This is a genomic window from Bradyrhizobium sp. USDA 3397 (assembly GCF_054060965.1).
Window position 1 is genome coordinate 489,919 of the sequence record NZ_JBSSDS010000001.1, and the last position, 25,828, is coordinate 515,746.

Below are 25,828 nucleotides of genomic sequence, written 5' to 3' on the forward strand. Positions count from 1 at the left end.
GTGCACACAACGGACGTTCGAACGTTGAAAACTAGAGTACGGCGTCGCGGCTTCAGCGGGCTGGACGGCAGCGAGGATCGTCAGCCGCAGCGGATTTCGCGATCCTCCCTCAGTCGGCCCTGTGACGCGGCGGCGCGGTAAGCGTCGATCGCCCGGTTGGCGAGCATCAATTGCCGGCGCTCACCGGTTCGAAGCTGGGCCTCGATGGCGTCGAGCAGGAAGTTCGCGCTCGCGTCCGGCGGCCCGAGCTCGCCGCTCTTCTCCAGGCAGCTCCAGGCGATGAAGAATGCGCTTTCGACGGTGCAACGGATCGACATGCGCAGCCAACGCGGCGCGGCCGCAGGCGTTCCGTGCGGCGGGCGAGACTTGCGTCGGACCCGCCGCGCCTCGGTCAGTTCTTCAGGACGATGCGGCCGACGACCTTGCCGGCACGCAATTCGTCGATCCACTTCTGCACGTCGCCCATCGGCTCCTCGCGCATCGGCGTCGGCTTGATCTTGCCGGCGCGGGCGAGCGCCATCAACTCGTCAGCCTCCGCGAGCGTGCCGACCATGAAACCCTCGATGGTCATGCGCTTGTAGACCCATTGCACCATCGGCAGCGTGAACTGGCCGCCCATCAGGCCGGAGACCACGATCTTGCCGCCGCGCGCGGCAACCGCGACGGCAAAGGCCATCGACTTCTCGTTGCCGGCGAAATCGACGATCTCGTCGAAGCCGCCTTCGGTCTCTTTCAGGATGCGCTTGATTACGTCAGGCTCGGCCGGATCGTAGGCGACAGCGGCACCGTTCTTGAGTGCGGTCTCGCGCGCGGCCGGCGAGAGGTCGGCGACCGTGATCGGCTGCTTGAACATCGCCTGCGCGAACGACAGGCCCATCATGCCGACGCCGCCGAGGCCGATCAGCAGCAAATTGCGCTGGCGCGGACGGTCGACCAGGCGCTTGAGCGCGCCATAGGCGGTGACGCCGGAGCACATCAAGGTCGCGGCCTGGTTGACGGGGAGGGGATCGTAGTCGAGCAGATATTTGGCGTCGGGGACCAGAACGTGGGTGGCGAAGCCGCCGTCGATGGAGACGCCGAGGAAGCGTTGCTTCACACAAAGGTTCTCGTCGCCATTGGCGCAGTCGCGGCACTGGCCGCAGCCGATCCACGGAAACACCGCCTTCTTGGCGCCGACGAGACTGGCCGGAACATCGGGGCCGACCTCGTCGACGACGCCGGCGATCTCGTGGCCGAGCGTGAAGGGCAGCGTCATGCCGCGCGTGGTGTCGAGCTTCTTGCCGCCGCCGAGATCGGCATAGCCGTCCTGGATGTGGAGATCGGAATGGCAGAGACCGCAGCGCTCGATGCGGACCAGGACCTCACGGCCTTGCGGCTTGGGCGTCTCGACGATGGTCTCGCACAGCGGCGCATCGAACTTGACCAGGGACTGCCGACGCATCAACGCCATTTTCTTTCCTCCGGAATTCTTGGTTACTCGGTTTCGCTGCGTATATCCGCCAATTCACGCGCCATGGCAACAAAGCCGGAGATGGGAATGGTCTCGGCGCGCCGCGTCGCGTCGACGCCGGCGGCATGTGCAAGCCGCGCCGGATTTACATTCAGCGATTTCAGGCTTTGCCGCAGCATTTTCCGGCGCTGGCCGAAGGCGGCGGCGGCGACCTGCTCGAGCAGCCTGCGATCGCAGGCAAGCGGCTCTGCGCGCGGCTTGAGGCGCACGACGGAGGAGGTCACCTTCGGCGGCGGCACGAAGGCGGACGGCGCAATGTCGAACAGGATCTTGGTCTCGCAGCGCCAATTGGCGAGCACGCCGAGCCGGCCATAGGCCTCCTCGTCCTCGCGCGCGACGATGCGCTCGCCGACCTCGCGCTGGAACATCAGCACCATCATCTCGTACCAGGGCGGCCAGGGCTCGGTGGTGAGCCAGTTGATGAGAAGCTGGGTCGCGATGTTGTAGGGCAGGTTGGCGACGATCTTGGCGCATTCGCCCGCGAGCAGCGGGCGTGGATCGAAGGTCATGGCATCGCCATGCACGATCTCGAGCCTACCAGGGTAGCGCGCAGAAATATCCTGCAAGGCCGGGATCGCGCGCTCGTCGTGCTCGATGGCGATGACGCGCCTTGCGCCGAGCGCGAGCAGCGCCCGCGTCAGCCCGCCCGGGCCGGGGCCGATCTCGACGATGGTGGAATCCTCGAGCGGCGCGGCCGCGCGCGCGATGCGCGCGGTGAGATTGAGGTCGAGCAGGAAGTTCTGGCCTAGCGATTTCCTGGCCGACAGCGCGTGCCGGCGAATGACCTCGCGCAGCGGCGGGAGGTCGTCGATCGCGCTCATCAGCTTGTCGCAGCCGCCATGCGGCTGGCGAGCCGCAGCGCGGCGATCAGGCTCGCCGGGTTGGCCTTGCCCGTGCCGGCGATGTCGAAGGCGGTGCCGTGATCGGGCGAGGTGCGGATGAAGGGCAGTCCGAGCGTGACGTTGACGGCGTCGTCGAAGGCGACGGTCTTGATCGGGATCAGCGCCTGGTCGTGATACATGCAGACCGCGCAATCAAAGGTCCGTCGGGCCGCCTCGTGGAACATGGTGTCGGCGGGTAGCGGCCCTTTGGCCTCGATGCCGTCGTTGCGCAGCACTTTCAGCGCCGGGGCAATGACCGTCTGCTCCTCGTGGCCGAGCGAGCCGTCCTCGCCGGCATGGGGATTGAGACCGGAGACCGCGATGCGCGGCGTTGCGATGCCGAAGCGGGACTTCAGCTCGGCGGCGACGATGCGGACGGTCGAGACGATCAGCTCGCTGGTGAGCTCGCCCAGCGCATCGCGCAGCGAGACGTGGATGGTCACGGGCACGACGGCGAGCTGGGGCGACCACAGCATCATCACCGGCTGCGGCACGCGGCCGTTCTCCGCGGCGAGCTCGGCGAGGAATTCGGTATGGCCGGGATGACGGAAGCCGGCGCGGTAGAGCACGCTCTTGGCGATCGGGTTGGTGACGACGGCGCCGGCACGGCCCGCGCGCACGTCGAGGACCGCCTGCCGGATCGAGGCGAGCGCGGCCGGCGCGCTGGATGAATCGGGCTTGCCGGGCTCGGCGGTGGCGCGCTCGCCGGTCGCGACCACGGGCAAGGCGTCCGTGAACGCGGAACCCGCTTCACTGGGGCTCACCGCGGCGATCCTGATATCGGCGCCGAGCGCCTTGGCGCGGCGCGCGATCAGGGCCTCGTCGCCGAGCAGATAGAAGGCGGGCAGGTTCAGCCCGCCCCGCCTGAGCCAGGCCGCGATCGTGATGTCGGAGCCGATGCCGGCGGGCTCTCCCAGGGTGAGGGCAAGGGGCTTGGCTGCAAGAGGCTTGGTTGCAAGAGGCTTGGTTGCAAGAGGCTTGGCTGCGGACTCGGTTGAGGGCTCTGAGAAGGGCTTGGCCATCAGCGGTTGCGATATTCGATCATCGCCGCCTTGCGCAGCTCGTCGAGATAGGCCTTCTGCGTCTTCTCGTACTTCTCCTGATACATCTTCTCGCGGACCTCACGCTTCTTCGGCGTGTCGATCATGGTCGGCTTGCGCGAACACAGCACCACCATCTCGATGCCGTTCTTGGTCATCTCGGGCGCGGTCAGGCGGCCGATCGGGGTGTCGTCGAGCACCTTGCGCAGCGGCTCCGGCAGCTCCGCGGTGGTCTTGGTGACGGTGTCGCGGATGGTCGCGTTCGGGGTCGAGCGGAACAGCGAATTGGCCTCCTCGCAGCTCCCGACGCGGGCGCGATAGGACTCCGCTTCTTTCTTCCGGGTCTCCAGGAACGCTGCCGACGAGCCGCGCGGCACGATCAGCACGATCGGCTGCATCTTGTACTCGGTGCCCTCGACCTGGAGCTTTTCGCCGGTCTGCGCCTGCACGGCCTGCGCGACGTCGCGCTCCCCGACCAGCAGCTTCTCCTTGAAGCGGCCGCGCACGAGGCTGCCCCAGACCATCTCGGCCCTCATGCGGCTCTTCAGCGTCTCCGGGCGGACTCCCTTGGATTCGAGCGACTTGGTGAGCTGATCCGGCGTGATGCGCATGCGCTGCGCCATGCCGTCATAGGACTGGTTGATGTCGGAGACGCTGGGATCGACGCCGTATTTCTTGCCTTCCTTGATCTTGACCTTGTCGTCGATCAGCACGTTGATGACCTCCTGCCGGCTGGGGGTCTTCTGCGTCGACAGCTGGTCGAGCTTGGTGCGCTGCTCGATGTCGAAATCGGTGATGGGATCGCCGTTGACCATCACGGCGATGTTTTGCGCGCGCGACGGCGAGGGCAGGGCGGCGAACATCAGCCCGGCACCGATGGCGAGAAGGAGGCGGAAGACAGGCAATGGCGTCGTCATGATGTCGCTCGCATGTCGGCCGCGTCGAGATAGGGCAAACGCGGCCGGCACTTTCAAACCATTCACTGGAGGCCGGCGGAACCGCTGGAAGTCGACGAGTTCGCCAGCGTGCGCAGGCCGATTTGGAACATGAACGCGTGGCTCAGCGTGGGCGGTGCGGTGCCCGCGGAATAGCTATACGAAGTTACGTAATTCGCCGCCAGCACGAAGCAATCGTCGACATAGCCGGCACCGAGCACATATTGGTTGATCTTGTTGGCCTCGAGGTCCCAGCGCGCCGAGCCCGACACCACCCAGTTGGTCGCGACCTTCAGCGAGCCCGTCGTCAGGATGCCCTCGCGGCGGGTCAGATAGCCCAGCTCCGGCTGCTCTGCGTAATTGCCGTACAATACGCTGACCGACCAGCGATTGAAGTTGGCGCGGCCTTCCGCCTCGAAGCGCTGCACGTTCCAGGTCTGCTCGTCCATGCGGGAGCGGACGCTGAACGTGTAGGTGCTGTTCGGCGAGTAATTGGCGCTCGCAACGTAATCCGACCGCGGCTTGTCGAGGCCGGAATCGCGGCCGGTATTGATGGCATCCTGCACCGTGAAGGAGTTCAGGCCGAACAGGTGGTAGGACTGGCCGAACAGCACCTTGACGGCGCCGCCCCTGTCGAACTGCGTGGTTGACTGCACGCCGACATTGGCGCGGCCGCCGCCCTCGACGCGGTCGTAGCCGGAGAACTTGTCGACGCTGAACAGGTTCGAGGCGTCGAACACCAGGCTCTGGGCGTCCTCGTTCGGCAGCCTGCCGGCGTAAGTCTCGTTCGGCCGGATGATGATCTGCGCGATCGGCTCCAGGGTGGTCGAGCCCCAGGGCTGAACGTTGATGAAGGGATAGCGGTACTCCAGGCCCACCGTCGGCATCAGGCGGAACGCCTCGGTGTCGCCGACGGGCAGGTAGTTCGACACGCCGGGCTGGTTGGAGACCGAGGACTTGATCGCGTCGGCGCGCAGGCTCGCGAACGGCGTCCAGATCTGGCCGAACGGGTCGGTGAAGGACTTGCGCCACTGCGCTTCCGCGGTGAGGCGGGTGTAGGTGCCGGGGAAGCCGCGCAGCAGGCACTGCGAGGGCATCCGCGCCAGCGGATCGGCCGACGCCGTGGTGCACAGGCTGTTGGTGTTGGCGAGCGTCGTGATCGGGTCGAACACCGCATCGTCGCGCGACAGGTTCACGAAATTGGTCTTGTAGCTGACCTCGCCGCCGAAGACGGGATAGTTGAGCACGTTGGAATAGTCGATCACCGGGTAGACGATCGGCACCTGGCTCTGGTTGCCCGAATAGCTCAGCCAGTACATCGTGCGCGCATCGAAGAAGCTGCGATTGCCGACGCCGGTCAGATAGAGCTGTGACAGCGCTTCCGTCGGCAGCAACAGGAACGAGCCGAGCGGATCGCGGTACTGATAGAGCCGGTAGTCCGAGAAGAAGTAGTAGTCGGACATCAGCACGCCGTCCCAGCCCCAGACCCATTTGTCGTTGAGGGCGAACTGACCCTTGGTGTCGATGGCGCCGCGGAACTCGCGGTCGCCGGGCTGGCCGGCGAATGCTCCTGGATCGAGCTGGTAGATGCCGTAGGCACGGATCTGGTAGGCGCCGTCGATCAGGCGCTGGCGGAATTCGCCCTGCAGCAGCGCGCCTTGCCGCGACAAGAAGCGCGGGGTGATGGTTGCGTCCATGTCGGGCGCGATCGCCCAGTAATAGGGAACCTCGACGCCATAGCCCGTTCTGTCCGTGCCGGAAATATAGCCCGGCATCAGGAAGCCGGATTTACGCTTCACGGTCGGGTCGGGCGTCGAGAAATAGGGCATGTAGGCGAGCGGCACGCCGAAGAACTCGATCTGTGCCGTCTCGAAATACAGCATCTTCTCCTGCTGGTCGTGGATGATGCGGGCACCCTTGACCTGCCACAGCGGCGGTTTCTTCGGATCGTCCTTACACGGCGCGCAGGCCGTGTAGACGCCATTCTCGAACACCGTGTAATTGCCGCTGGAGCGGTCGGCGCGGCTCGCGGCCATGCGGGTCTGGTCCGCCGTGTCCACGCGCAGCGAATCGACGAAACCGTCGCGGTAATCGTCGGAGAGATCCAGGATCTCGGCATAGGTGATCTTGCCGTCGGCATCCGTCATGCGGATGTTGCCTTCGGCATGCAGCCGCTTGGTCTTCTGGTCGTAGATGACCCGGTCGGCCTCGACGCTGGTGCCGTTGTAGAACAGCTGCACGTTACCGACCGCGGAGACGCGCGAATTGTTGTAGTCGTAGTCCACCTCGGTGGCCTGAACCAGCATCTGGTTGTCGTTGGGGGCCCTTGGCGGCTTCGGACGCGGCGGCAGAGGATTGTAGGTGAAGCTCTGGGCCTCCGCCGGCGCCACCGCGGCAGCGTCGATCAGGCCGCCGAGCGAGGCAGCCGCGACGACGGCAATCAGGAGCCTGCGGACGGACAAGCCGCGCCCGTTCGCGCGCACCCATGTGCGCCGCGTCAAACGAGACACGAGCCCTCGGCGGACGGCAGTCACTATCCGTCCTCCTGATAGAGCAAGGCCAAAAAGCCGGTGAGGCCGCCCACCACAACGGGCAACCACGCCGCAGCGATCGGATGCATCAACTCAGCCTTGCTCAAGTCCTCAGTTACTTTCGACAGAACGTAGAGCAGAAAGCCTGCCCCCACGCCACTCAAAACCATCTTCTGCACGCCGCCCATCCGGAAGAAGCGCAACGACACGGAGGCCGCGAGCATCACCATGGCTGCGAGCAAAAACGGCTGTGCCAGAAGCTTCTGATACTGGAGTCGGTATCCCGCTGTCGCGAAGCCCGAGCTTTCGGAGGAGCGGATGTAGCTCGGTAGTTGCCAAAAGGACACAGTCTCGGGGGTGGAAAAGCTGTTGCGGACCTGCGCCTCGGTCAGCGTGGTCGGAATCTCCAGGGTGGCCTGGTCGATCGGCGGTCCGTCCAGCGAGAAGCGGCGGACGCCCTTGAACAGCCAGCGGCCGGCATCCAGCGTCGCCTCGCGTGCCTCGACCCGCTCCTTGAAGTGCAGGTCCTGGTCGAACCGGAACAGCGTCAGCCCGGTGAGCCGGATGCCCTGCTGCTCGCTGCGCGCCGCATTGATGATGGTCTGCCCGTCGCTGGTCATCTGGTTGAGCCAGAAGCCCGAAGCGTCCTGGATGCCGCCGCCGGGTGCCGAGCCGAACAGCTCGGCTTCCATGCGCTTGGACAGCTCGCGCAAATTGGCCGACATCGGGTTGTAGGCGACGGTGGCGATCACCCCGATCAGAAGCGCGCTGCCGAGCGCGGGCGAGATGAACTGCCAGGCGGAGATGCCCGCGGCGCGCGCCACCACGAGCTCGAGCCGGCGGGAGAGGGCGAGATAGCAGGTCATGGCGCCGATCAGCATGCAGAACGGCGTCAGCTTCTCCAGGAGCTGCGGCACGCGGAACAGCGAGGTCTCGGCCACCATGATCGCGGAGGCTGATGCAAGGCCCGAGGTCTTGCGCACCATCTCGATGTAGTCGACCAGCACCAGCAGCAGGAAAATGCCGCCGAAGACGCCGAGCGCCGCGACCACGAAGCGGCCGGCGAAATAGCGCCCGAGTGTGTTGGTGAGCATGCTCATGCGGTGGCCGGACGTCCGAACAGCCGCGCGATCCGTGCGTTCGACCGGTTGATGGCCTCCATCAGGCCGGGAGGCGGCTCGACCACGACACCGCGGATGATCATCCACAGCCCGGCGCCGATCGCGCCGAAAACCATCGCATATTGCGCCAGCACCGGGCCCGGCGACTTCACCGCCATCACCGAGCAGGCGAAACCGGCCATGCGCAGGCCGAACACCGCCACGATCGAGGAGGCGATGGAAAAGTTGCGGCTCTGGCGAGTGGTGCGCGGCGCTCCGAGGAAGGCAAAGGTCAGCACCGCAAAGGCGAACGGATAGATCGGCGCGAGCAGGCTGTCATGCAAGGCCGCGCGGAACTGCCCTGGAATCTGCTTGTAGACGGGATCGTTGTCGGATGGCGAGAACAGCTCCCAGAGATATCGCTCGCGGATGCCGAGGGTGACGTCGCGGCCCTTGGCGAATTTCGACATGTCGAAGCCGTAGCGGCCGAAGGCCACGAGCGCCGGATCGCGCTTGCCCGCCTCGAAGCGCTGGAGATTGCCGGTTTCCAGCACCAGGAACGAGCCGGTCTCGTTCTTCACGACCTCGCCGTGCTCGGCGACGATCGAGACGCGCTCGTTCGGATCGCGGCGGTCGTCGATGAAGATGCCGGCGAGGATGCCGCCCGGCTGGCGTTCGCGAATCCGGATCGTGAGGTTCTCGTCGAGCCGGGCGAAGCGGCCGGGCTGCAGGATGTTGGTGAGCACGTCCGCGGTGATCTCGGCATCCCACTGCTTGATGCGCCGCATCCCGTCCGGGGCGAGATAGGCCGCGATGAAGGCGACCAGCAGCGCCACCACGCAGGTGGCATAGAAGAACGGAACGAACAGCCGGATCGGCGAGAAGCCGGCGGCATTCATCACGATGATCTCGGAATCGGTCGCGAGCTTGTTCAGCGTGTGCGAGATCGCGATCATCAGCGCGATCGGCGAGATGATCAGGACCAGGGCCGGGATCACGAGGCTGGTGATGCCGAGGAAGGTGAGGATGGTCTGACCCTGGCTCGTCATCAGGTCGATGCCCCGCAACGCCTGCGTAATCCAGATCACGCCGGTGAGGCTGACCAGGACCAGCGCAAACGACGCCAGCGTCGTGCGGAAGATATACCTATCGATCGACCCCATGCGCTACCGCACGAATTCCCACCAAGCCCCAATTCCGATCGGAATTCCGGCTGCCCAACCAATCCCCGATCAGGGGATCCCCAAGGTCGGCCAACAGCTCTTCCGCCAGTTCATTCTCTCACTACCATCCCTTTGATCCGTCAACAAAATGGCTGCCCCATGGCACCCTCATCATATGGTTAATATTTCGCTGTTGTGGCGTGGGGGCCACGGCGGAGCTTGGCATCTGCCGGGCGGCTGGCCATAGTGGGGACGCCTCAGTGAATCGCCGTTCAGGTCCGGTTGTGGCTGGAACGCCCGAACGACGAAAAGCCCCATCTTTTGGAGGAGTTATCCATGTCCGATGCCATCAAGGTCGGCTTTGTCCCGCTGTCTGCCGCCCCTCGTGGCATCCTGGTCGTGTTCTGCGACGACGGCCTGAAGCTCGGTCCGGCGACGGTCAAGGCCCTCGGCGGCGCTGCCGAGATCGTGAAGCGCGCGGCGGCTGCGGCCGCCTTCAAGGGCAAGAGTGGTGCTGCGCTGGACATTCTGGCGCCGGAGGGGGTGAAGGCGAACCGGCTGATCGTGATCGGCGCCGGCAAGGCGACCGGCCTCAAGGCCAACGATTTCCTCAAGTTCGGCGGGGTGGCGGCCAGCAAGCTGCCCGCCGGCACCAGCGCCATGACCATCCTGGCGGAGCTGCCGGGTGGCGCCATGACGAGCGAGCAGGCGGTTGCGATCGCCTCGGGCCTGCGCTTACGCGCTTACAAGTTCGATCGCTACAAGACCAGGAAGAAGGACGGCGAGGAGGGCGGCGTGCGCGCCGACGTCTCGCTTGCGGTCGGCGATGCCGGTGCGGCGAAGAAAGCGTTCGCCGCCGCCGGCCATGTCGTCGACGGTGTGATCATCGCACGCGACTTCGTCAACGAGCCGCCGAACGTGCTTTTCCCGGAGGAGTTCGCCCGCAGAGCGGGTGAGCTCCGCAAGCTCGGCGTCAAGGTCGAGGTGCTCGACGTCAAGGCGATGCAGAAGCTCGGCATGGGCGCGCTGCTCGGTGTCGGCCAGGGTTCGGCGCGGCCGAGCCGCACGGTGATCATGCGCTGGGACGGGGGCAAGAAGGGCGAGGCCCCCGTCGCCTTCGTCGGCAAGGGCGTCTGCTTCGACACCGGCGGCATCTCGATCAAGCCGGCCGGCAGCATGGAGGACATGAAGGGCGACATGGGCGGCGCGGCCTGCGTCGTCGGCCTGATGCATGCGCTCGCCGCGCGCAAAGCGAAGGTCAACGCGGTCGGCGCCATCGGCCTCGTCGAGAACATGCCCGACGGCAACGCGCAGCGGCCGGGCGACATCGTCACCTCGATGTCCGGCCAGACCATCGAGATCATCAACACCGACGCCGAGGGCCGCCTCGTGCTCGCCGACGTGCTCTGGTACGTCGCCAAGAAGGTGAAGCCGAAATTCATGGTGGACCTTGCGACGCTGACCGGCGCCATCATGGTGGCGCTCGGCACCGAGCATGCCGGCATGTTCTCCAACAACGACGAACTGGCCGACCGGCTGCTCACGGCCGGCATCGAGAGCGGAGAGAAGGTCTGGCGCATGCCGCTCGGCCCGGAATACGACAAGCTGATCGATTCCCAGTTCGCCGACATGAAGAACACCGGCGGCCGCCATGGCGGCTCGATCACCGCCGCGCAGTTCCTGCAGCGCTTCGTCGACGGCGTGCCCTGGGCCCATCTCGACATCGCCGGCACCGCCATGGGCGCGCCGAAGACCGACATCAACCAGAGCTGGGGCAGCGGCTACGGCGTCCGCCTGCTGGACCGTCTGGTCGCCGACCATTACGAGCGCAAATGACCCGACATGACTGAAGTGCTGTTTTACCATCTGCAAAACATGACGGTGGAGAATGTGTTGCCGCCGCTTCTCGAGAAATCGCTCGAGCGCGGCTGGCGCGTCATGGTGCAGTCGACCTCGGAGGAGCGCGCCGATGCGCTCGACTCGCATTTGTGGACCTATCGCGACGATTCATTCCTGCCGCACGCGACATGGCGGGTGAACGATGTGGCCGACCAGCCGATCGTGCTGGCGATCGAGGGCGGCAACCCGAATGGGGCCAATGTCCGCTTCCTGGTCGACAACGCCGCGCTGCCCGAGGACGCGCAGGGCTATGAGCGCATGGTGCTGCTGTTCAACGGCGACGATCCCGACGCGCTTGCGCTCGCCCGCGCGGCCTGGACGGATTGCAAGGCGCGGGGATTTGATGTCACCTATTGGCAGGCCGACGACCGCGGCCGGTGGCAGAAGCGCAATTAGCCGCAATTAATGATAATTTGCAGTTTTCGGGCGATGCTGGCTTCGGCCACCTTCATGCCGCAAAGGGATGTTGGGACAATCGCTTAGGGCTGGTCCTTCACGTGGGGAATTCGTTTATCGTGCGACATCAAAAGCTTCCCGGCTCGCTCTTGATTGCGTTGGCTGCCGTAGCACCGCTGGTCGCGGGCTGCGCGGGCGGGGCCGATTTGCTGTCGAAGGATGCCGAATGGTTCCAGAAACCCGGCCGCCTCTTCATCAAGAACATCTCGATCGAATCGCCGCCGCTGACCCCCGACAAGCCGGTGCGGGCTGAGGATCTCGTCAGCGCCGACGGCGCCTGTCCCGGCATGGCGCCGCCGCCCGGGCCGGCCGACGCCAACGCCTCGACGACGGCACCGATGGGCGGCACGGTCGCGCTCGGCCACACGGAGTGCGACGTGGTGCGCGGCATCGGCGCGCCCTCGACCGTCAACCTGTCCAACGACGCTGGCGGCCGCCGCGTCGCCGTCGTCACCTGGACCACTGGTCCGCGCGCCGGCATCTACACGTTCACCGCTGGACGTCTGTCCTCGATCGAAGGCAATCCGGACCCGCAGCCGGTGCCGAGGGCAGCCAAGCCGAAGAAGAAGCAGGCGTAGGCGGGGATCGCCTCCGCCGCGGTGAAACGGAAGAATCTTCGACCCGGGACATCAGCGGGGCGGACCCGATGCAAAGCCCTGTTGGCGGCGCCCTCAGAGAATCGGCTTGGTGCTGAAGCGGTCAGGCTGGCGAACGGGCAAACGGCCCTTCATCTTAAAGCCGTCGCGCATATTGAGACCGAGCAGAACGATGTTCGTTGCTCCGGCGGCCAGTTCGAGAGCCTGCACGGCGTAGAACGTGGTGTCGAACTCCGCGGCCTTCGCCTTGGAGGCAAGAAACAACGCGGTGGGAATCAAAATCAGGATGCCGTTGCCGGCGATGAACGGCATGCGTTTGATCTTCGCACCGATCAGCCCGGCGCGCCGCTGCTTTGCCAGGACGAATCCCGAGCCTCCCGTCGCCGCAAGCATCGGAATGAGCAGCAGGAAGCCCCACGGTATGGCGGTCTTCACCATGGCTATGGTCTCGTGCGATGCAAACAGCTCGGTGAGAGCCGTGGAAAACCAGAAGGTCGCAATGGTGATCAGTGCGACCGCTCCCGCGACTGGGTGGATGATCTTGGTCATGGGTCTGCCGTTTTAGAAGCGAGCTACGCGACGCAGATGCCGGGCACCGCGACTTTCTGGAACAGGTGCGGGGAGGCGACCGCGGATGCAGGGTAAGCCGAGATCTTCGACCTGAACTCGGGGTGCGTGAACGCAGCCCGGAAGTCGGCACTCGTCTGCCAAACTGCGTAGTTCAGATACGTGGGGCTTTCGCCGATCGCGCGGTGAAGCTGGGTGGAGATGAAGCCGGGCTGCCGCTTCATGAAGGCGGCATCGTCCTGCCAGACCTGGAGAAAGCTTTGTTCGTCGGCCTTGTCGAGCGTGAACAGATTCACCAGCACCAAAGGGCCGGTGTCGATGCCGAGCTGACGCTCGATGGGAAAGTCAGGGTCCAGTGGGCGTAAGCTTGCCATGACGAACTCCGTCGAGATGGTTTTATGGTGTCAATATGGTATTATGGGCAATCTATTAGTTTGACATCATGATGTCAATAACTGTCTATGGTGACGGATGCGGAAATCCCTGCGAACGCCGGCCGGCGATGCTCTGACGAACCTCATGCTTGACTTGTTCCGGTTGAACAGCCTGCTCCTGACCGCAGGGGACCGCTTGGTGGCCCGGCTGGGGCTCACCAGCGCCCGCTGGCAAATTCTCGGCGCCATCGTGCAGGCGGAGCGACCGCAGCCGGTAGCCTGGCTCGCCCGCGATCTCGGCGGCAATCGCCAGAACGTGCAGCGGATCGTCAACGACCTCCATGCGGAAGGCCTCGTTGCCTTCGAGGCCAATCCGCATCACCGCCGCGCACAGCTCGTCGTCCTCACCGACAAGGGGCGGCGCGCTTTCGACGCCGCCATGGCTTTGCAGATGCCGTGGGTCAACAGCCTTTCCGAAGGGCTTGCGGTCAAGGATCTGCAAACGGTTCATCGCATCGTCGCGGCACTCCGTAACAAGCTCGAGAGCGAAGCCGAGCAGCAGACGTAAGCGAGCGAGCGGCAACGTCGCGCGCAGGTCACACCGAATGCGATGTGGTGCGGGGATCGGGGCGTCTTCGAGCGTCAACCTCTCCAACAAATGCCATCGGCCACCGCGTTGCCGTCGTTACCTGGACTACCGGTCGGCGCGCATCTAGACGCTCACCGCCGGACGACTGTCTTCGATCGAAGGCAATCCGGACCCGCAGCCGATGCCGAGGGCGGCGAAGCCGAAGGCGAAGAAGAAGTCGGCGTAAGGCGAGCGCGCAAGATGGCTATGGCCGTCCTTTCATCGCATCCTCGAACGACAGGATCTGGCCGCTCGGTCCCCGGAACGTAATTTTCTCGGGCCACATCTTTTCGATCTCGTCGAGGAGATGGCGGGCGAGCAGTCTCCAGCCCGAGTCCGGCTTGAGCGAATAGATGCTGAAGGTCATGCCTTCATCCGCGCGAGCCGAATGCACGCCAGCGAGCCATGGCTCGTCGCCCACGCTGATACTCACTCCGGCATCGCTGCACAGGTCCACGCTACGCCACACGACACGTCCATCCCGGGTGTGGACGTCGCGCCGAATCGACAGCGCTTGCGCTTGACCAAAGTCAGTGAACGTTTGCTCGAGTCTCTTCCAGTCTTCGGCGGGCACCTTCAAATTTGCATAGACTTGCGGTCGGACGGACGTGCGACTGTCTCTGAAGAGATTGTGGCAGCTTCTGTCCCTTACGACGATCGGCAGGATGAAGACGCCGCCCGTCAGAAGCACGGCCGCAGAAACGACACTCCACGATCGCCGGCTAGATATGGACGATCGCATGGCAGCCCAAAAAGTGAGGCCGCCAACAAGGCCCGACGAACCCAGAACTGCTAGGGTGCTGACGTACTCGATCCAACTAAACGGGGGTGGCGCGCCATTGAACCGATTGACCATTGTTGGCACGCCGCCGCCGATCAATGCTAGGACGCTGAAAGGCATTGCCGCGACGAGGAAGCCTGCGAGCGCGCAGGCTGCAATCCCGACGCGCGGTCGCTTGCGGCGGACGAAAAGATAGAATGGAAGACCGAATAATATGGCATGGGTCGTTGCGACGATGAACGTCGTCATCGTCAAGGTCAGGACTTGCGTGACGACGACGATGTTGATCGGGTCTTCGATCTGCACGCAAAGCGGGATGACCAATGCCAGGGTCGCGCTAAACGCTGCAAGCAGGGCTGCTCCCAACAGGAGCAAATACTGCTGAACTCGCATGTCTGGCCGTTGCCCTTGGGTTGTCGCGTGGTCGATCCCACAACTGGCCAACCTAAGGCATGATGTGGAGGAGTGCGAAGCGGTTTTCCAGAGAGATCATGCGCAACCGATATCCACCCACACCGGTGGCGCGATGATGGCCGTGATCGTAACCTTCCTACCGACGTCGCTTTCGTGATGGCAGCGCGCCCCGGAATGCGCTTTGATGGCGCAAACAACAATCCCGGAGGAAACTATGCGGTTCATTGCTCTCTTATCGGCTCTGCTTCTGCCACTCAGTGCGGCGTTCACCCAGGACTATCCGACGAGGCCCATCACCATCCTGGTTCCATTCGCCGCGGGCGGGCCGACGGACACCATCGCCCGCCTGACGGCCGCAGGCATGGCGAAATCCCTGGGCCAGCAGGTCATCGTCGAGAACGCGACCGGCGCCGGCGGCACCATCGGCACGACCCGCGCTGCGCGCGCCCAACCGGACGGCTACACGCTGCTGATCCATCACGTCGGCATCTCCACAGCGGCGACGCTCTACCGCAACCTCAGCTACGACACCAAGACGGCCTTTGCGCCGATCGGGCTCGTGACCAACGCGCCGATGACCATCATTGCGCGGCCCGATTTCCCGGCCAACACGCTCAAGGAGCTCGTCGCCTACGCCCAGCAGCAGGGCGACAAGCTGACCTACGCCAACGCCGGCCTGGGTGCGGCCTCGCATCTGTGCGGCATGCTGTTCATGACCGCGATCCAGAAGCAGCTCACCACGGTGCCCTACAAGGGCAACGGCCCGATCATGAACGACCTGCTCGGCAAGCAGATCGATCTCACCTGCGACCAGGCGACGAACACGACCGGGCCGATCACGGCCAAGCAGGTCAAGGCCTACGCGATCACCACCAAGGAGCGGCTGAAGAGCCTGCCCGATCTGCCGACGGCCGACGAGGCCGGCCTCAAGGGTTTCGAGCTCGGTGTCTGGCACGGCATCTATGCGCCCAAGGGCACGCCGCCGGCAATCGTTCAGAAGCTGACCGCGGCGCTGCAGACCGCGCTCAAGGATCCCGCGCTGATCGCCCGGTTCAACGACATCAACACCGAGCCGGTCCCGCAGGACAAGGCGACGCCGGAGGCGTTGGGCGCGATGCTGACCAGCGAGATCGACCGCTGGGCGCCGATCATCAAGGCCGCCGGGCAATACGCGGATTGAGTTTTTGCGGTCCGCCTGGCTTGCCGGTCGAGCGGGTAAAATGCAGCTTGTTCAAAGGCTCGCTCGCCGGTGCCATCATGCCGGTACTGTGCATGGGGTTGTTTTGCACGTTGGTTGGAGTGCAGCGAAGGCGCTAGCCCGCCGCCTCGTCGAACTGCGTGCTGGCCTCGAGCCATTGCTCCTCGGCGCGCGCCAGGGCGTCGGCGGCATTGGCACGCGCCTTCGACAACTGCGCCGCCTGCTTGGGATCGCGCGTGAAAATGTCGGGCAAAGCGAGCGCCGTGTCGATCTTGGCGATGATCTCGCTGACGCGGGCGATCTCGGCCTCGGCTTCGGCGATGCGCTTCTTCAAGCCTCCGCGATTGTCCGCTCTTGGGCGCTGCGGCTTCTCAGGCGGCGCGCTGCGCTCGCGCGGAGCTTCCGCGTTGCGCGTGGACAGCACCAGGCGGCGATACTCGTCGAGATCGCCGTCGTAATTGGTCACCGTGCGGTCGGCGACGATCCAGAGCCGATCGGCGCAGGCCTCGATCAGGTAACGGTCGTGCGAGACCATGATCACCGCGCCGGGAAACTCGTTGATCGCTTCCGCGAGCGCACCGCGGCTGTCGATGTCGAGATGGTTGGTCGGCTCGTCCAGGATGATCATGTTGGGGCCGAAGAAGGTCGCAAGCCCCAGGAGCAGCCGCGCCTTCTCGCCGCCTGACAATTTGCCCGCCTTGGTGTCGGCCGCCTTGCCGGAGAAGCCGATCGCGCCGGCGCGGGCGCGCACCTTGGCTTCGGGCGCATCGCCCATCAGCTTGCGGACGTGGTCGTAGGCGGAGGCGTCCTCGTTGAGCTCGTCGAGCTGGTGCTGCGCGAAATAGGCGATCGACAGCTTGTCCGCGCGCGTCACCCTGCCGGAGAACGGCGCGAGACGTCCGGCGAGCAGCTTCACCAGCGTCGACTTGCCGTTGCCGTTGGCGCCGAGCAGCGCGATGCGGTCGTCATTGTCGATGCGCAAGGTGACGCGGCCCAGCACCGGGCTCGCCGGGTCGTAGCCGACCGAGGCATTGTCGACGGCGATGATCGGCGGCGACAAGATCTTCTCCGGCGCCGGAAAGCTGATCTCGCGCACGTCCTCGGTGACCAGCGCCGTGATCGGCTTCAGCCGCTCCAGCATCTTGACGCGCGACTGTGCCTGCCGGGCTTTCGATGCCTTGGCCTTGAAGCGATCGACGAAGGACTGCAGGCGGGCGCGTTCGGCCTCCTGGCGCTTGACCGCCTTGGCGTCGAGCAGCTCGCGCGCGGCGCGCTGCTCCTCGAAGGAGGAGTAGCTGCCCTTGTAGAGCGTGAGCTTGCCGCGCTCCAGGTGCAGGATCTGGTCGACCGAGCTTTCCAGGAGGTCGCGGTCGTGGCTGATCACGATCACCGTGCGCGGATAATGCGCAAGGTGATCCTCCAGCCAGAGCGTGCCTTCGAGGTCGAGATAGTTGGTGGGCTCGTCGAGCAGCAGAAGGTCGGGCGCCGCGAACAGCGTTGCGGCGAGCGCGACGCGCATGCGCCAGCCGCCGGAGAACTCGGCGCAGGGGCGGAGCTGATCGGCGGCGGAGAAGCCGAGGCCGGAGAGGATCGCGGCCGCGCGGCTTGGCGCCGAGTGGGCGTCGATGTCGACGAGGCGGGTCTGTATCTCGGCGATGCGGTGCGGATCGGTCGCGTGCTCGGCCTCGGTCAGCAGCGCGTCGCGTTCGAGGTCGGCCTTGAGCACGACCGCGATCAGGCTTTCGGGACCGTTCGGCGCTTCCTGCGCCAGGCTGCCGATGCGCCAGCGCGGCGGCAGGGTCACCGAGCCGTGCTCGGCCGCAAGCTCGCCGCGGATCACCTTGAACAGCGTCGACTTGCCGGTGCCGTTGCGTCCGACCAAGCCGACGCGCGATCCGGGCGTGATCTGCACGGAACTCTGGTCGATCAAAAGGCGTCCGGCGAGGCGGATGGAGAGGTCGGTGATGGCGAGCATGCGGCCTTGTCACCGCAAGGCGCGGCGAACGCAACTCGTTTTTCCGTTAGTGCGTCTCGCGCTCGCGCCGCTGCAGCTCGTTCAGGAGCTGCTCGAGATGGGTCGGCAGGCGCGGCTCGGGCCGGAGGCTCTGCTGCAGCCGTTCGCCCACGGCATCGCAAATCGAGCGGCTGGTGCGCCGGTCGATCTGTTCGCTGTCATTGGCAAAAAGGCCAGCCATCGCAAGGTTCCGTGTTTCTCGAAGTAAGGACACGGTACCAAGTCATTGCCGGCGAAATGGTTTCGCTGGCTGTGGGGAAAGCCGGGGCATTCTCGTAAAAATTGTATGAGCGGTGCCTTGTACGCCAAGGCAAAGCCCCGGCGAGGGGGGCGCCGGGGCTTCTCTTGGAAGGTACCTGGGGGCTTAGGTAGCCTTCGGAAGGTGCTGACGGGCTCAGTAGCAGCGGTTGATCAGCCGCCAGCGGGGTCCCCAGGGGGTCGGGACCAGCCGGCGCACATAGCAGCCGCCATAACCGTAGGAGACGGGACCGCCAGCGTAGAAGCGCGGTCCGCCCCAGCCATGGCCGTGGTGATGGCCGTGGTGATGGTGCGCGTGCCCGTGGTGCCGGCCACCGCCATGCCCGCCGCCTTGCCAATGAGCGGAGGCCGAGGTCGGCGCCAGCGCAGCTCCCAGCGCGACCGCGGCGACAGCGGCAAGCGAAAGTTTCCTCAACATGGTTATCTCCTGAAGACTGCCAGCGCGGGGCTATCGCGCCGATGGAAAGGCCGCCGAAACGGTCTGCCTGAGGTCAGGCTTCGGTTTCGATGGGCCCAACCTTACGCCGGGGAAGCTGAACCGGATCCTGACGGCGGTTTCAGATTGGGTTCATCTGGGTGAAATTGTCGTCATCCAGCGGATCGGGAGCCATCCCCTCGCGGAAACCGCCTATGAGGCTGTTCCGCGGTCGCTTGCCGTCCGACAAAGGCGCCGATATAAGCCCCGCAACCCCGAACCCCCGCTTTCTCCCCAAGGACAAGATCATGGCCATCGAACGCACTTTCTCGATCATCAAGCCCGACGCGACCGAGCGCAATCTGACCGGCGCAGTCAACGCCGTGATCGAGAAGGCGGGTCTGCGCATCGTGGCGCAGAAGCGCATCCGCATGACCAAGGAGCAGGCCGAGACCTTCTATGCCGTTCACAAGGCGCGCCCCTTCTTCGGCGAGCTCGTCGAATTCATGACCTCCGGCCCGGTCGTGGTTCAGGTTCTGGAAGGCGAGGGCGCGATCGCCAAGTACCGCGAGGTGATGGGCGCGACCGATCCGTCCAAGGCCGCCGAGGGCACCGTGCGCAAGCTCTACGCCAAGTCGATCGGCGAGAACTCGGTGCACGGTTCGGATGCGCCGGAGACCGCCGCGATCGAGATCGCGCAATTCTTCTCGGGTAACGAGATCGTCGGCTGATCCAGTCGGCAGACTAGAAGGCGACGGGCGAAGGGACCCATTGTGGACTGGCTCTGGCAGATCTTCGATCCCGCTACGATCGGGACCTTCTTTACCCAGTTCCGCAACGAGATGGCCGCACCGACTTTCTGGATCGCGGTCGGCAAGATCATCTGGATCAACGTCCTGCTCTCCGGCGACAACGCGCTGGTGATTGCACTCGCGTGCCGCGGTCTGTCGCCGCGGCATCGGCTCTGGGGCATGATCTTCGGCGCCGGCGCAGCGGTGATGCTCCGGATCATCTTCACTGGCGTCGTCGCCACCCTGATGGAGCTGCCGTACCTCAAGCTGGTCGGCGGCGTTGCGCTGATCGTGATCGCGGCAAAGCTCCTGGTGCCGGAGAACGAGGACGAGAACGACGTCGACGCTGCCGCGCATCTGTGGCACGCCATCCAGATCGTCGTGGTGGCCGACATCGTCATGAGTCTCGATAACGTCATTGCGGTCGCTGCCGCGGCCAATGGCAGCGTGCCGCTGCTGATCCTCGGCCTTACCATCAGCGTGCCGCTGATCGTCGCCGGCGCCGCGCTGATCATGGCACTGCTCACAAAGCTCCCGGTGCTGGTCTGGGCCGGTGCGGCGCTGCTCGGCTGGATCGCGGGCGCGGTGATGGCGACCGATCCCGGGGTCACGCCGCGGCTGCACGCGCTGTTCGAGGGGCCGTTCGGCGCCTCGCTGGACGGCGTGCTCGGCGCCCTTCGCATTCCCCCGCAATTCGGCCATGGCGGGGCCGGCGGCGAGTATTTCTGTGCTGTGATCGGAGTCGTCGTCGTGCTGGTGGTCGGCACCATCTGGCGCCGGCGCAGTGTCACCGCGGCCGCCCTCGAATCCTCCGAACGGCACGCCAAGGCCTCCGCGGAGTGACGTTGAAGCGCTGATCGGTGCAGCCGCCCCTCCAGCGATGAGAGGCGTCCACGTCACTGGGGCGCTTCCCGCGTCGGCAGGACGCGAGCGATCACCGGCCACGGGTTCGACCGAATCCTCCCATCATTGCATTCGTATGACCGGCGCGCATCTCGCTTCGCGAGAGCTCGCGTCGTGCGCGCGGGCGTTGCGTTGAGAGTCGTCGTTCGCAACCCTCACGCGATTTAGACCTTGTCTTATTATAAACTACTGAGATTCAAGGGTGCTTTCGTTGACTCGACGAGGGTTCCCACGGCACCTCGCCCCGACGTTCATGCTCATGAAATCGGAAGGTGCGATGTCGTCGAAAGTGTTTTGTCGTCCTGTTGCCGTTCTTGCCGCTCGCATCAAGACGCTTCTGACGTGCGCCAGCCCGAGAGCCTTCGCGGTTTCCGTGGTCTCCATTGCCTTGTGTAGCGACGGCGTCCTGCACGGCAGCAGCGCGCAGAGCGCCGCGCCCCAGGCCGCGGGGGGAAGCACGTTGCCGGCGGTGACCGTCACCGCAGACGCGCCGAAGCCGCGCGCGCGTCCACGAGCCAATCCGGTCAGGAGGGCGGGCCGCGGCGCGCCCGCGAACGAGCGGGCTAAATTGCAGGCGGAAGCGACCCCGACGGCTGCGAGGCCCGGTTCACTGCCGCGGACCTACGCAGGCGGGCAGGTGGCACGTGGAGGCCAGGTCGGCTTGCTCGGCAACAAGGATTTCATGGATACGCCGTTCAACATCACGAGCTTCACGGCGAAGAGGATCGAAGATCAACAGGCGGTCACCGTCGCCGATGTCGTCAGCAACGATCCCTCGGTCCGTTTCACCGGCCAGACCGGCGGCATTCTCGATTCCTTCTTCATCCGCGGCTTTCCGATCGGGGAAGGCAATGTCGGGGAAATCGCCTTCCACGGCGTCTATGGCGTTGCACCGAACTACCGCGTGTTCACCGATTACGTCGAGCGCATCGAGATCATCAAAGGCCCGACCGCGCTGCTCTACGGGATGGCGCCGAACAGCAGTGTCGGCGGCACCATCAACATCGTTCCGAAGCGTGCCGGGGATATCGATCTCACGCGGGTCACGACCGACTACGCGTCAAACACCCAGCTCGGCACACATCTCGACGTGAGCCGGCGGTTCGGTGAAAATCGCGAATTCGGTATTCGCGTCAATGGCAGCTATCACAACGGCGATACGCCGTTGGACAACCAGACGCGGGAGGCGCATGTCGGCTCTGCAGCCTTCGACTATCGCGGCGAGAAGTTCAGGGCCTCGCTCGATTTCATCGAGCAGGAGGAAAAGTTCGACGCGCCGACGAGACCGTTCCTGGTCGCAACCGGCGTGGCCGTTCCGACCGCGCCGGTCGGACGGCGCAATGTCACCCAGGCCTGGGAATTCGCCAAGGTTCACGACAATTCGCTTCTGGCGCGCGCCGAATACGATGTGACTGACGCCGTGACGGTGTTTGCAGATGTCGGAGGCGGCAGGACCCAGGTCGACCGTCTGTTCGGGACGCCAACGATCCTGAATGCGGCTGGCAACACCACGTCGACACCGGGACGATTCAAGTTCGACATCGACAGGAACGTGGCCGACGTCGGCGTGCGGGCCCGAATCGAGACTGGCGCGATCAGTCATGCCGTGAGCTTGCAGGGGAGCTACTATGGGGATGAGATCTCGCGGGGCTCGGTGAACGGCACGGCGGTGTCGTCCAACATCTATGCGCCGATCGCGCGTCCCCAGCAGTTCGTTGCGGCTCCCGCGACCGTGCCGCGGCTGTCGGACACCGAGCTGACCGGCATTGCGCTGGCCGACACCATGTCGGTTCTCCAGGAGCGGCTTCAGCTGACGGTCGGCGTCAGGCAACAGGGCGTCAGGTCGAACAACTACAACACCACCACGGGCGCCGTGAGTTCGGCCTATGACCAGACGGCGTTCACACCGATGGTCGGCCTGGTCGTCAAGCCCTGGAGCAACGTTTCGCTCTACGCCAACTATATCGAAGGGCTCAGCAAGGGCGACACCGCGCCGACGACGGCGGCAAATCAGGGCGAGGTCCTTGCGCCGTATTTGAGCAAGCAGAAGGAAGCAGGCGTCAAGGTCGATTTCGGCGCGCTCGCGACCACGATCAGCCTGTTCGAGATCACCAAGCCGTCGGGGCAGACGGGTGCCGGCAACGTCTTCCGGGCTGATCAGGAGCAGCGCAATCGCGGCGTGGAATTCACCGTGTTTGGAGAAGTGCAGCCCGGCATTCGCGTTCTTGGCGGCGTGACATTGATCGACGCGGAGCTGACGAAGACGAGCACGCTGGCCAATTTCGGCAAGACGCCGATTGGAGTGCCCGAGGTGCAGGCCAATCTGTCTGCCGAATGGGATACCCCGTTCGCACCAGGGCTGACATTGGTCGCCAACACCATCTATACCGGGCACCAATATCTGAATGGGGCCAACACGCAGGTCGTCCCGGCCTGGACGCGGCTCGATCTTGGCGCGCGCTACAACACGCGCATCAACAACCGGCCCGTCACGGTTCGCGCTCTGGTCCAGAACGTGTTCGATACCAATTACTGGGCGGGCGTGGCGAGCTTCTCTGCGCTAGCGCAAGGCTCGCCCCGAACCCTGCTCTTGTCGATGTCGACCGACTTCTGAGCTTTGGCCTCCTCGGGCCGGCTGCGGAGCTGGATCAGGCGCGGACGACGGGTGCTCTGAATGGACCAAACAATCAGGGCGCCACGTCGAGGCGGCTCGGCGCCCGCCCGATCCAGTATGTTGCCCGGACGCGTGCAGCACGCGCTGCTGTGGGCGCACCGTTGGTTCGGATTGATCGGCGGCATCGTCGTGGTGCTGATCGGCCTGACTGGAAGCTTCATCGTCTTCTACCGGGAGATCGATGTCGCCCTGAATCCGGCGCTCTATGCGCCCGCCGGTCCGGAGCAGAGCGTCACGTTAGCGGAGGTGATGCACGCCGCCGCTGCAGCGGATCCGGCGCCGATCGCGACGATCCTGGCACCGGATCGGATCTGGCCGGTCTGGATCGTGATCCATTCGCATGAGACCGCGCCAGGCAGCTACCCGAACCGGTGGACCACCATGGTCGATCCTTCGAACGGCAAGGTGCTCGGACGGCGTGACTACGCCAACGCATTCGCACTCAAGGTTTACCGTCTCCATTTTACGCTGCTGCTCTATGAGTTCTGGGGCAAGGAACTGGTCGGCGTGGCCGGGTTCGTGCTGCTCGGCTTGGCGGTCTCGGGTCTCTTCCTTTGGTGGCCGAAGCCGGGGCGGTTTTGGCGATCGATCTCGGTGCGCAAGAACGTCTCACTGTTCCGATTTGTTCTGGACCTTCACGGTGCGGCAGGCTTTTGGGCGCTGTCCGTGCTCTTGTTGATCTCGATCACCGGCGTCGGCATCGTTTTTCCCGACCTGGTGCGGCCCATCGTCGGCCTCGTGTCGCAGCCGACGCCTGATCGCTCGCCGCGAGTCGAAATCCCGCCTCCGGCAGGGACGCCGGTGCTCTCACCTGACGCGATCATGCGACGCGCACAAGAGGTCCAGCCCGGTGCGACGGTCGCCATGCTCCATCCGCCGACCGCAACGCGCAACACCTGGCGGGTGCAATTCCGTCCTGATGGAGCTGATCCCGCCGTGCGGTCGCGTGGAGCGATCTGGCTCGATCCGTGGAGCGGCGCTGTGGTGCACGACCGCACGCCGGGCACCATGTCGATGGCGGACCGCTATCTGGCCGAGCAGCTCTGGCTCCACAATGGCGCGACGTTCGGATTCGCAGGACGCCTGCTGGTGTTCGCGGCCGGCTTCGCACCGCTCGTCCTCTTCGTCAGCGGCGCGATGATGTGGCTCAACAGACGGCCCGGGAAGATGAGGCCCGGCTGAGAGGTCAGCGCCTGACGATTGAACCGGCGCGGCCAACCAGGCGGGCGAGCTGACGGAAGCGGCTGCCGACGCGGTCGGCGACGAGGTCGCCGAGCCGGTGCTCGAACACCAGCATCAATTTGCGGCCCTGGCTGCGGAAATGCGTGGCTGGCAGGACGCCGGGACGTGCGGCCGAGATCAGATGCGCGACGCGGAACGCGGCGCCCAGGAGGCGCGCGCGTTCGAGCTGGGCCGGCGTCAGCAGCTCCTGCATGGTGACCGGCGGCTGGTTTTCCTCGCTGAGGCCGGCATAGCGATAGAACACCGACAGGCCGACGAAGGCGCGTTCGGTGTGGGTGATCGCGCCGAAATTGCCGTTGACGACGAGGCTGAGCGTCTGCTCGCCGCGATGATCGGGATGCACGCGCCAGCCGATGTCGGAGAGCAGGCACGCGGTGTGGCGGAGGCGGCGGTCCACTTCCGTCTCGCGCAGCTTGACGACGCGCACCAGGCGGTCGGTCCAGGCGATCAGCTCACGCGCGTGCCTGGCCGAACGCGACAGCAGCTGGTTCAGCTCCTCCGCCGCGCAGATCAGCCCGTCCTTGTTGCGTTCGGTCTCGGGCAGCTTCTCGTGCAGCAGGCCCTCGCGCACGCCGAAGGTGGAGAACACGATGTTCTTTGGCTTCGCGACGCGGATGATGTGCTCGAGCACCAGCGCCGCATAGGTGAGGAGAGGGCGCCGCGCATCGGCGACGATCTCGATGTCGGCAAGCATGTCGGCGGCGGCGAGGCGCCGCAGGCGGCGCGAGAAGTCGAGCGCCTCGGCAGCCGGAATGGAATAGCCGTGCATCACCTGGAGCGGATAGCCGCTCTGGATGATGTGGATGCGCGCGAGCGCGCGCCAGGTGCCGCCGACGGCATAGAAGGTGCGACCGCGGCCGGCAGTGAGTAACTGGACTCCGTCGATCTCCTCGCGCACGATGCGGTCGGCGCGCTTGAGCGATTTGTGGGCGAGGTCCTGCAGTGCGAGGCCGCCGAGCGGCAGCGTCACGCCGCTGCGTACGGCGTTCCTGCGCACGTCGATCAGCTCGAGCGAGCCGCCGCCGAGGTCGCCGACGATGCCGTCTGGATGGTGGATGCCGGAGATCACGCCGAGCGCGGACAGTCGTGCTTCGCGCGAGCCCGACAGGATCTCGATCTTCACCGCGCAGATCCGCTCGGCCCTGGCGATGAAATCGGAGCCGTTGGAGGCGTCGCGGCATGCGGCGGTCGCGATCGCGAACACGCGTCCGACCTTCATCACCCGGCACAGCGCACGAAACCGTTTCAGCGAGGTCAGCGCCTTGTCGATGGCGTCGGGCGCGAGCAGGCCTGTGCTCTGCACCTCGCGCCCGAGGCCGCACAACGTCTTCTCGTTGAAGATCGGGATCAGGCTGCGCGCCAGCGCCTCGTAGACGACGAGGCGGACCGAGTTGGAGCCTATGTCGATAACCGCGACGCTCGAGCCGCGCTTGCGCGGCCGCTTCACGTCGCAAATCC

24 protein-coding genes are annotated in these 25,828 nt (G+C 65.2%); 9 read left to right on the forward strand and 15 right to left on the reverse strand.

Annotation, left to right across the window (positions count from 1 at the left end; all coding sequences use genetic code 11):
• Positions 1 to 80: 80 nt before the first annotated feature.
• From ACVWYQ_RS02295 to lptF, 8 genes are all read right to left on the reverse strand, one after another.
• Complete coding sequence (locus ACVWYQ_RS02295; RefSeq protein ID WP_157284592.1) at positions 81 to 317, reverse strand: hypothetical protein; 237 nt, start codon at positions 315 to 317, stop codon at positions 81 to 83.
• A 74-nt stretch (positions 318 to 391) separates the two neighbouring features.
• The gene (locus tag ACVWYQ_RS02300) at positions 392 to 1,450 is read right to left on the reverse strand and encodes an alcohol dehydrogenase (protein WP_157284593.1); all 1,059 of its coding nucleotides are present in this window, start codon (positions 1,448 to 1,450) and stop codon (positions 392 to 394) included.
• A 23-nt stretch (positions 1,451 to 1,473) separates the two neighbouring features.
• Positions 1,474 to 2,331 carry a 16S rRNA (adenine(1518)-N(6)/adenine(1519)-N(6))-dimethyltransferase RsmA gene (rsmA, locus tag ACVWYQ_RS02305; RefSeq protein ID WP_456725389.1) on the reverse strand — a complete coding sequence of 286 codons (858 nt, stop codon included), beginning with the start codon at positions 2,329 to 2,331 and terminating at the stop codon, positions 1,474 to 1,476.
• Positions 2,331 to 3,413, reverse strand: a complete 1,083-nt coding sequence (pdxA, locus tag ACVWYQ_RS02310; RefSeq protein ID WP_456725390.1) for a 4-hydroxythreonine-4-phosphate dehydrogenase PdxA — start codon at positions 3,411 to 3,413, stop codon at positions 2,331 to 2,333. Before pdxA ends, rsmA begins: the two co-directional genes overlap by 1 nt.
• A complete protein-coding gene (locus ACVWYQ_RS02315) occupies positions 3,413 to 4,348 on the reverse strand; it encodes a peptidylprolyl isomerase family protein (protein WP_275499392.1) in 936 nt (311 codons plus the stop codon). Before ACVWYQ_RS02315 ends, pdxA begins: the two co-directional genes overlap by 1 nt.
• A 62-nt stretch (positions 4,349 to 4,410) precedes the next feature.
• Positions 4,411 to 6,900 (reverse strand): LPS-assembly protein LptD, encoded by a 2,490-nt coding sequence (locus ACVWYQ_RS02320; protein ID WP_404541549.1) that lies wholly within the window; start codon positions 6,898 to 6,900, stop codon positions 4,411 to 4,413.
• Positions 6,900 to 7,997 carry an LPS export ABC transporter permease LptG gene (lptG, locus tag ACVWYQ_RS02325; protein ID WP_036033998.1) on the reverse strand — a complete coding sequence of 366 codons (1,098 nt, stop codon included), beginning with the start codon at positions 7,995 to 7,997 and terminating at the stop codon, positions 6,900 to 6,902. Before lptG ends, ACVWYQ_RS02320 begins: the two co-directional genes overlap by 1 nt.
• Positions 7,994 to 9,160 (reverse strand): LPS export ABC transporter permease LptF, encoded by a 1,167-nt coding sequence (lptF, locus tag ACVWYQ_RS02330; RefSeq protein ID WP_157284597.1) that lies wholly within the window; start codon positions 9,158 to 9,160, stop codon positions 7,994 to 7,996. Before lptF ends, lptG begins: the two co-directional genes overlap by 4 nt.
• Positions 9,161 to 9,496: 336 nt before the next feature.
• On the opposite strand from lptF, the gene ACVWYQ_RS02335 reads away from it, so the two are divergent.
• The 3 genes from ACVWYQ_RS02335 to ACVWYQ_RS02345 all read left to right on the forward strand — a co-directional run bounded on the left by ACVWYQ_RS02335 (position 9,497) and on the right by ACVWYQ_RS02345 (position 12,093).
• Entirely contained in the window at positions 9,497 to 10,996 is a 1,500-nt protein-coding gene (locus ACVWYQ_RS02335; RefSeq protein WP_404541546.1) for a leucyl aminopeptidase, read from the forward strand.
• A gap of 6 nt (positions 10,997 to 11,002) precedes the next feature.
• Entirely contained in the window at positions 11,003 to 11,455 is a 453-nt protein-coding gene (locus tag ACVWYQ_RS02340; protein WP_404541544.1) for a DNA polymerase III subunit chi, read from the forward strand.
• A gap of 158 nt (positions 11,456 to 11,613) precedes the next feature.
• A complete protein-coding gene (locus tag ACVWYQ_RS02345; protein WP_157284675.1) occupies positions 11,614 to 12,093 on the forward strand; it encodes a hypothetical protein in 480 nt (159 codons plus the stop codon).
• Between the two features lie 93 nt (positions 12,094 to 12,186).
• Here ACVWYQ_RS02345 and ACVWYQ_RS02350 read toward each other — a convergent pair whose 3' ends face one another.
• On the reverse strand, positions 12,187 to 12,660 hold the full coding sequence (locus tag ACVWYQ_RS02350; RefSeq protein ID WP_404541541.1) for a hypothetical protein: 474 nt from the start codon (positions 12,658 to 12,660) through the stop codon (positions 12,187 to 12,189).
• 23 nt (positions 12,661 to 12,683) lie between these two features.
• A complete protein-coding gene (locus tag ACVWYQ_RS02355; protein ID WP_404541539.1) occupies positions 12,684 to 13,052 on the reverse strand; it encodes an antibiotic biosynthesis monooxygenase family protein in 369 nt (122 codons plus the stop codon).
• Positions 13,053 to 13,149: 97 nt separating this feature from the next.
• Between ACVWYQ_RS02355 and ACVWYQ_RS02360 the strand changes: the two genes are divergently transcribed.
• Positions 13,150 to 13,620 carry a MarR family winged helix-turn-helix transcriptional regulator gene (locus ACVWYQ_RS02360; RefSeq protein ID WP_404541537.1) on the forward strand — a complete coding sequence of 157 codons (471 nt, stop codon included), beginning with the start codon at positions 13,150 to 13,152 and terminating at the stop codon, positions 13,618 to 13,620.
• A gap of 265 nt (positions 13,621 to 13,885) precedes the next feature.
• On the opposite strand, the gene ACVWYQ_RS02365 is transcribed toward ACVWYQ_RS02360, so the two are convergent.
• Positions 13,886 to 14,854 (reverse strand): hypothetical protein, encoded by a 969-nt coding sequence (locus ACVWYQ_RS02365; RefSeq protein WP_157284603.1) that lies wholly within the window; start codon positions 14,852 to 14,854, stop codon positions 13,886 to 13,888.
• 235 nt (positions 14,855 to 15,089) lie between these two features.
• Here ACVWYQ_RS02365 and ACVWYQ_RS02370 point away from each other — a divergent pair, with 235 nt between their 5' ends.
• Positions 15,090 to 16,055, forward strand: coding sequence for a tripartite tricarboxylate transporter substrate-binding protein (locus ACVWYQ_RS02370; protein WP_404541535.1), 966 nt, complete (start codon positions 15,090 to 15,092; stop codon positions 16,053 to 16,055).
• A gap of 133 nt (positions 16,056 to 16,188) precedes the next feature.
• Here the strand turns inward: ACVWYQ_RS02370 and ACVWYQ_RS02375 are convergent, their stop codons facing one another.
• From ACVWYQ_RS02375 to ACVWYQ_RS02385, 3 genes are all read right to left on the reverse strand, one after another.
• Positions 16,189 to 18,048: an ABC-F family ATP-binding cassette domain-containing protein gene (locus tag ACVWYQ_RS02375; RefSeq protein ID WP_271546990.1), complete on the reverse strand. Its 1,860-nt coding sequence runs from the start codon at positions 18,046 to 18,048 to the stop codon at positions 16,189 to 16,191.
• Positions 18,049 to 18,094: 46 nt separating this feature from the next.
• Positions 18,095 to 18,268 (reverse strand): hypothetical protein, encoded by a 174-nt coding sequence (locus ACVWYQ_RS02380; RefSeq protein WP_167361656.1) that lies wholly within the window; start codon positions 18,266 to 18,268, stop codon positions 18,095 to 18,097.
• A gap of 213 nt (positions 18,269 to 18,481) precedes the next feature.
• Complete coding sequence (locus ACVWYQ_RS02385) at positions 18,482 to 18,763, reverse strand: sulfur globule protein precursor (RefSeq protein WP_074447892.1); 282 nt, start codon at positions 18,761 to 18,763, stop codon at positions 18,482 to 18,484.
• 305 nt (positions 18,764 to 19,068) lie between these two features.
• Between ACVWYQ_RS02385 and ndk the strand changes: the two genes are divergently transcribed.
• From ndk to ACVWYQ_RS02405, 4 genes are all read left to right on the forward strand, one after another.
• Positions 19,069 to 19,491, forward strand: a complete 423-nt coding sequence (ndk, locus tag ACVWYQ_RS02390) for a nucleoside-diphosphate kinase (RefSeq protein ID WP_036000620.1) — start codon at positions 19,069 to 19,071, stop codon at positions 19,489 to 19,491.
• A gap of 42 nt (positions 19,492 to 19,533) precedes the next feature.
• On the forward strand, positions 19,534 to 20,394 hold the full coding sequence (locus tag ACVWYQ_RS02395; protein ID WP_271546984.1) for a TerC family protein: 861 nt from the start codon (positions 19,534 to 19,536) through the stop codon (positions 20,392 to 20,394).
• A gap of 742 nt (positions 20,395 to 21,136) precedes the next feature.
• Positions 21,137 to 23,068, forward strand: a complete 1,932-nt coding sequence (locus ACVWYQ_RS02400; RefSeq protein WP_456727120.1) for a TonB-dependent receptor — start codon at positions 21,137 to 21,139, stop codon at positions 23,066 to 23,068.
• Between the two features lie 117 nt (positions 23,069 to 23,185).
• Positions 23,186 to 24,310, forward strand: coding sequence for a PepSY-associated TM helix domain-containing protein (locus tag ACVWYQ_RS02405; RefSeq protein ID WP_271546980.1), 1,125 nt, complete (start codon positions 23,186 to 23,188; stop codon positions 24,308 to 24,310).
• A 4-nt stretch (positions 24,311 to 24,314) separates the two neighbouring features.
• Here ACVWYQ_RS02405 and ppx read toward each other — a convergent pair whose 3' ends face one another.
• The gene (gene ppx / locus ACVWYQ_RS02410) at positions 24,315 to 25,817 is read right to left on the reverse strand and encodes an exopolyphosphatase (RefSeq protein WP_271546978.1); all 1,503 of its coding nucleotides are present in this window, start codon (positions 25,815 to 25,817) and stop codon (positions 24,315 to 24,317) included.
• Positions 25,818 to 25,828 lie beyond the last annotated feature (11 nt).

What these genes read in the sequence shown, in the direction of transcription:
- ACVWYQ_RS02295 (WP_157284592.1), bottom strand. Translation starts at nt 317, where the DNA reads ATGTCGATCCGTTGCACCGTCGAAAGCGCATTCTTCATCGCCTGGAGC.
- ACVWYQ_RS02300 (WP_157284593.1), bottom strand. Translation starts at nt 1,450, where the DNA reads ATGGCGTTGATGCGTCGGCAGTCCCTGGTCAAGTTCGATGCGCCGCTG.
- rsmA (WP_456725389.1), bottom strand. Translation starts at nt 2,331, where the DNA reads ATGAGCGCGATCGACGACCTCCCGCCGCTGCGCGAGGTCATTCGCCGG.
- pdxA (WP_456725390.1), bottom strand. Translation starts at nt 3,413, where the DNA reads ATGGCCAAGCCCTTCTCAGAGCCCTCAACCGAGTCCGCAGCCAAGCCT.
- ACVWYQ_RS02315 (WP_275499392.1), bottom strand. Translation starts at nt 4,348, where the DNA reads ATGACGACGCCATTGCCTGTCTTCCGCCTCCTTCTCGCCATCGGTGCC.
- lptG (WP_036033998.1), bottom strand. Translation starts at nt 7,997, where the DNA reads ATGAGCATGCTCACCAACACACTCGGGCGCTATTTCGCCGGCCGCTTC.
- lptF (WP_157284597.1), bottom strand. Translation starts at nt 9,160, where the DNA reads ATGGGGTCGATCGATAGGTATATCTTCCGCACGACGCTGGCGTCGTTT.
- ACVWYQ_RS02335 (WP_404541546.1), top strand. Translation starts at nt 9,497, where the DNA reads ATGTCCGATGCCATCAAGGTCGGCTTTGTCCCGCTGTCTGCCGCCCCT.
- ACVWYQ_RS02340 (WP_404541544.1), top strand. Translation starts at nt 11,003, where the DNA reads ATGACTGAAGTGCTGTTTTACCATCTGCAAAACATGACGGTGGAGAAT.
- ACVWYQ_RS02350 (WP_404541541.1), bottom strand. Translation starts at nt 12,660, where the DNA reads ATGACCAAGATCATCCACCCAGTCGCGGGAGCGGTCGCACTGATCACC.
- ACVWYQ_RS02355 (WP_404541539.1), bottom strand. Translation starts at nt 13,052, where the DNA reads ATGGCAAGCTTACGCCCACTGGACCCTGACTTTCCCATCGAGCGTCAG.
- ACVWYQ_RS02360 (WP_404541537.1), top strand. Translation starts at nt 13,150, where the DNA reads ATGCGGAAATCCCTGCGAACGCCGGCCGGCGATGCTCTGACGAACCTC.
- ACVWYQ_RS02365 (WP_157284603.1), bottom strand. Translation starts at nt 14,854, where the DNA reads ATGCGAGTTCAGCAGTATTTGCTCCTGTTGGGAGCAGCCCTGCTTGCA.
- ACVWYQ_RS02370 (WP_404541535.1), top strand. Translation starts at nt 15,090, where the DNA reads ATGCGGTTCATTGCTCTCTTATCGGCTCTGCTTCTGCCACTCAGTGCG.
- ACVWYQ_RS02375 (WP_271546990.1), bottom strand. Translation starts at nt 18,048, where the DNA reads ATGCTCGCCATCACCGACCTCTCCATCCGCCTCGCCGGACGCCTTTTG.
- ACVWYQ_RS02380 (WP_167361656.1), bottom strand. Translation starts at nt 18,268, where the DNA reads ATGGCTGGCCTTTTTGCCAATGACAGCGAACAGATCGACCGGCGCACC.
- ACVWYQ_RS02385 (WP_074447892.1), bottom strand. Translation starts at nt 18,763, where the DNA reads ATGTTGAGGAAACTTTCGCTTGCCGCTGTCGCCGCGGTCGCGCTGGGA.
- ndk (WP_036000620.1), top strand. Translation starts at nt 19,069, where the DNA reads ATGGCCATCGAACGCACTTTCTCGATCATCAAGCCCGACGCGACCGAG.
- ACVWYQ_RS02400 (WP_456727120.1), top strand. Translation starts at nt 21,137, where the DNA reads ATGGATACGCCGTTCAACATCACGAGCTTCACGGCGAAGAGGATCGAA.
- ACVWYQ_RS02405 (WP_271546980.1), top strand. Translation starts at nt 23,186, where the DNA reads ATGTTGCCCGGACGCGTGCAGCACGCGCTGCTGTGGGCGCACCGTTGG.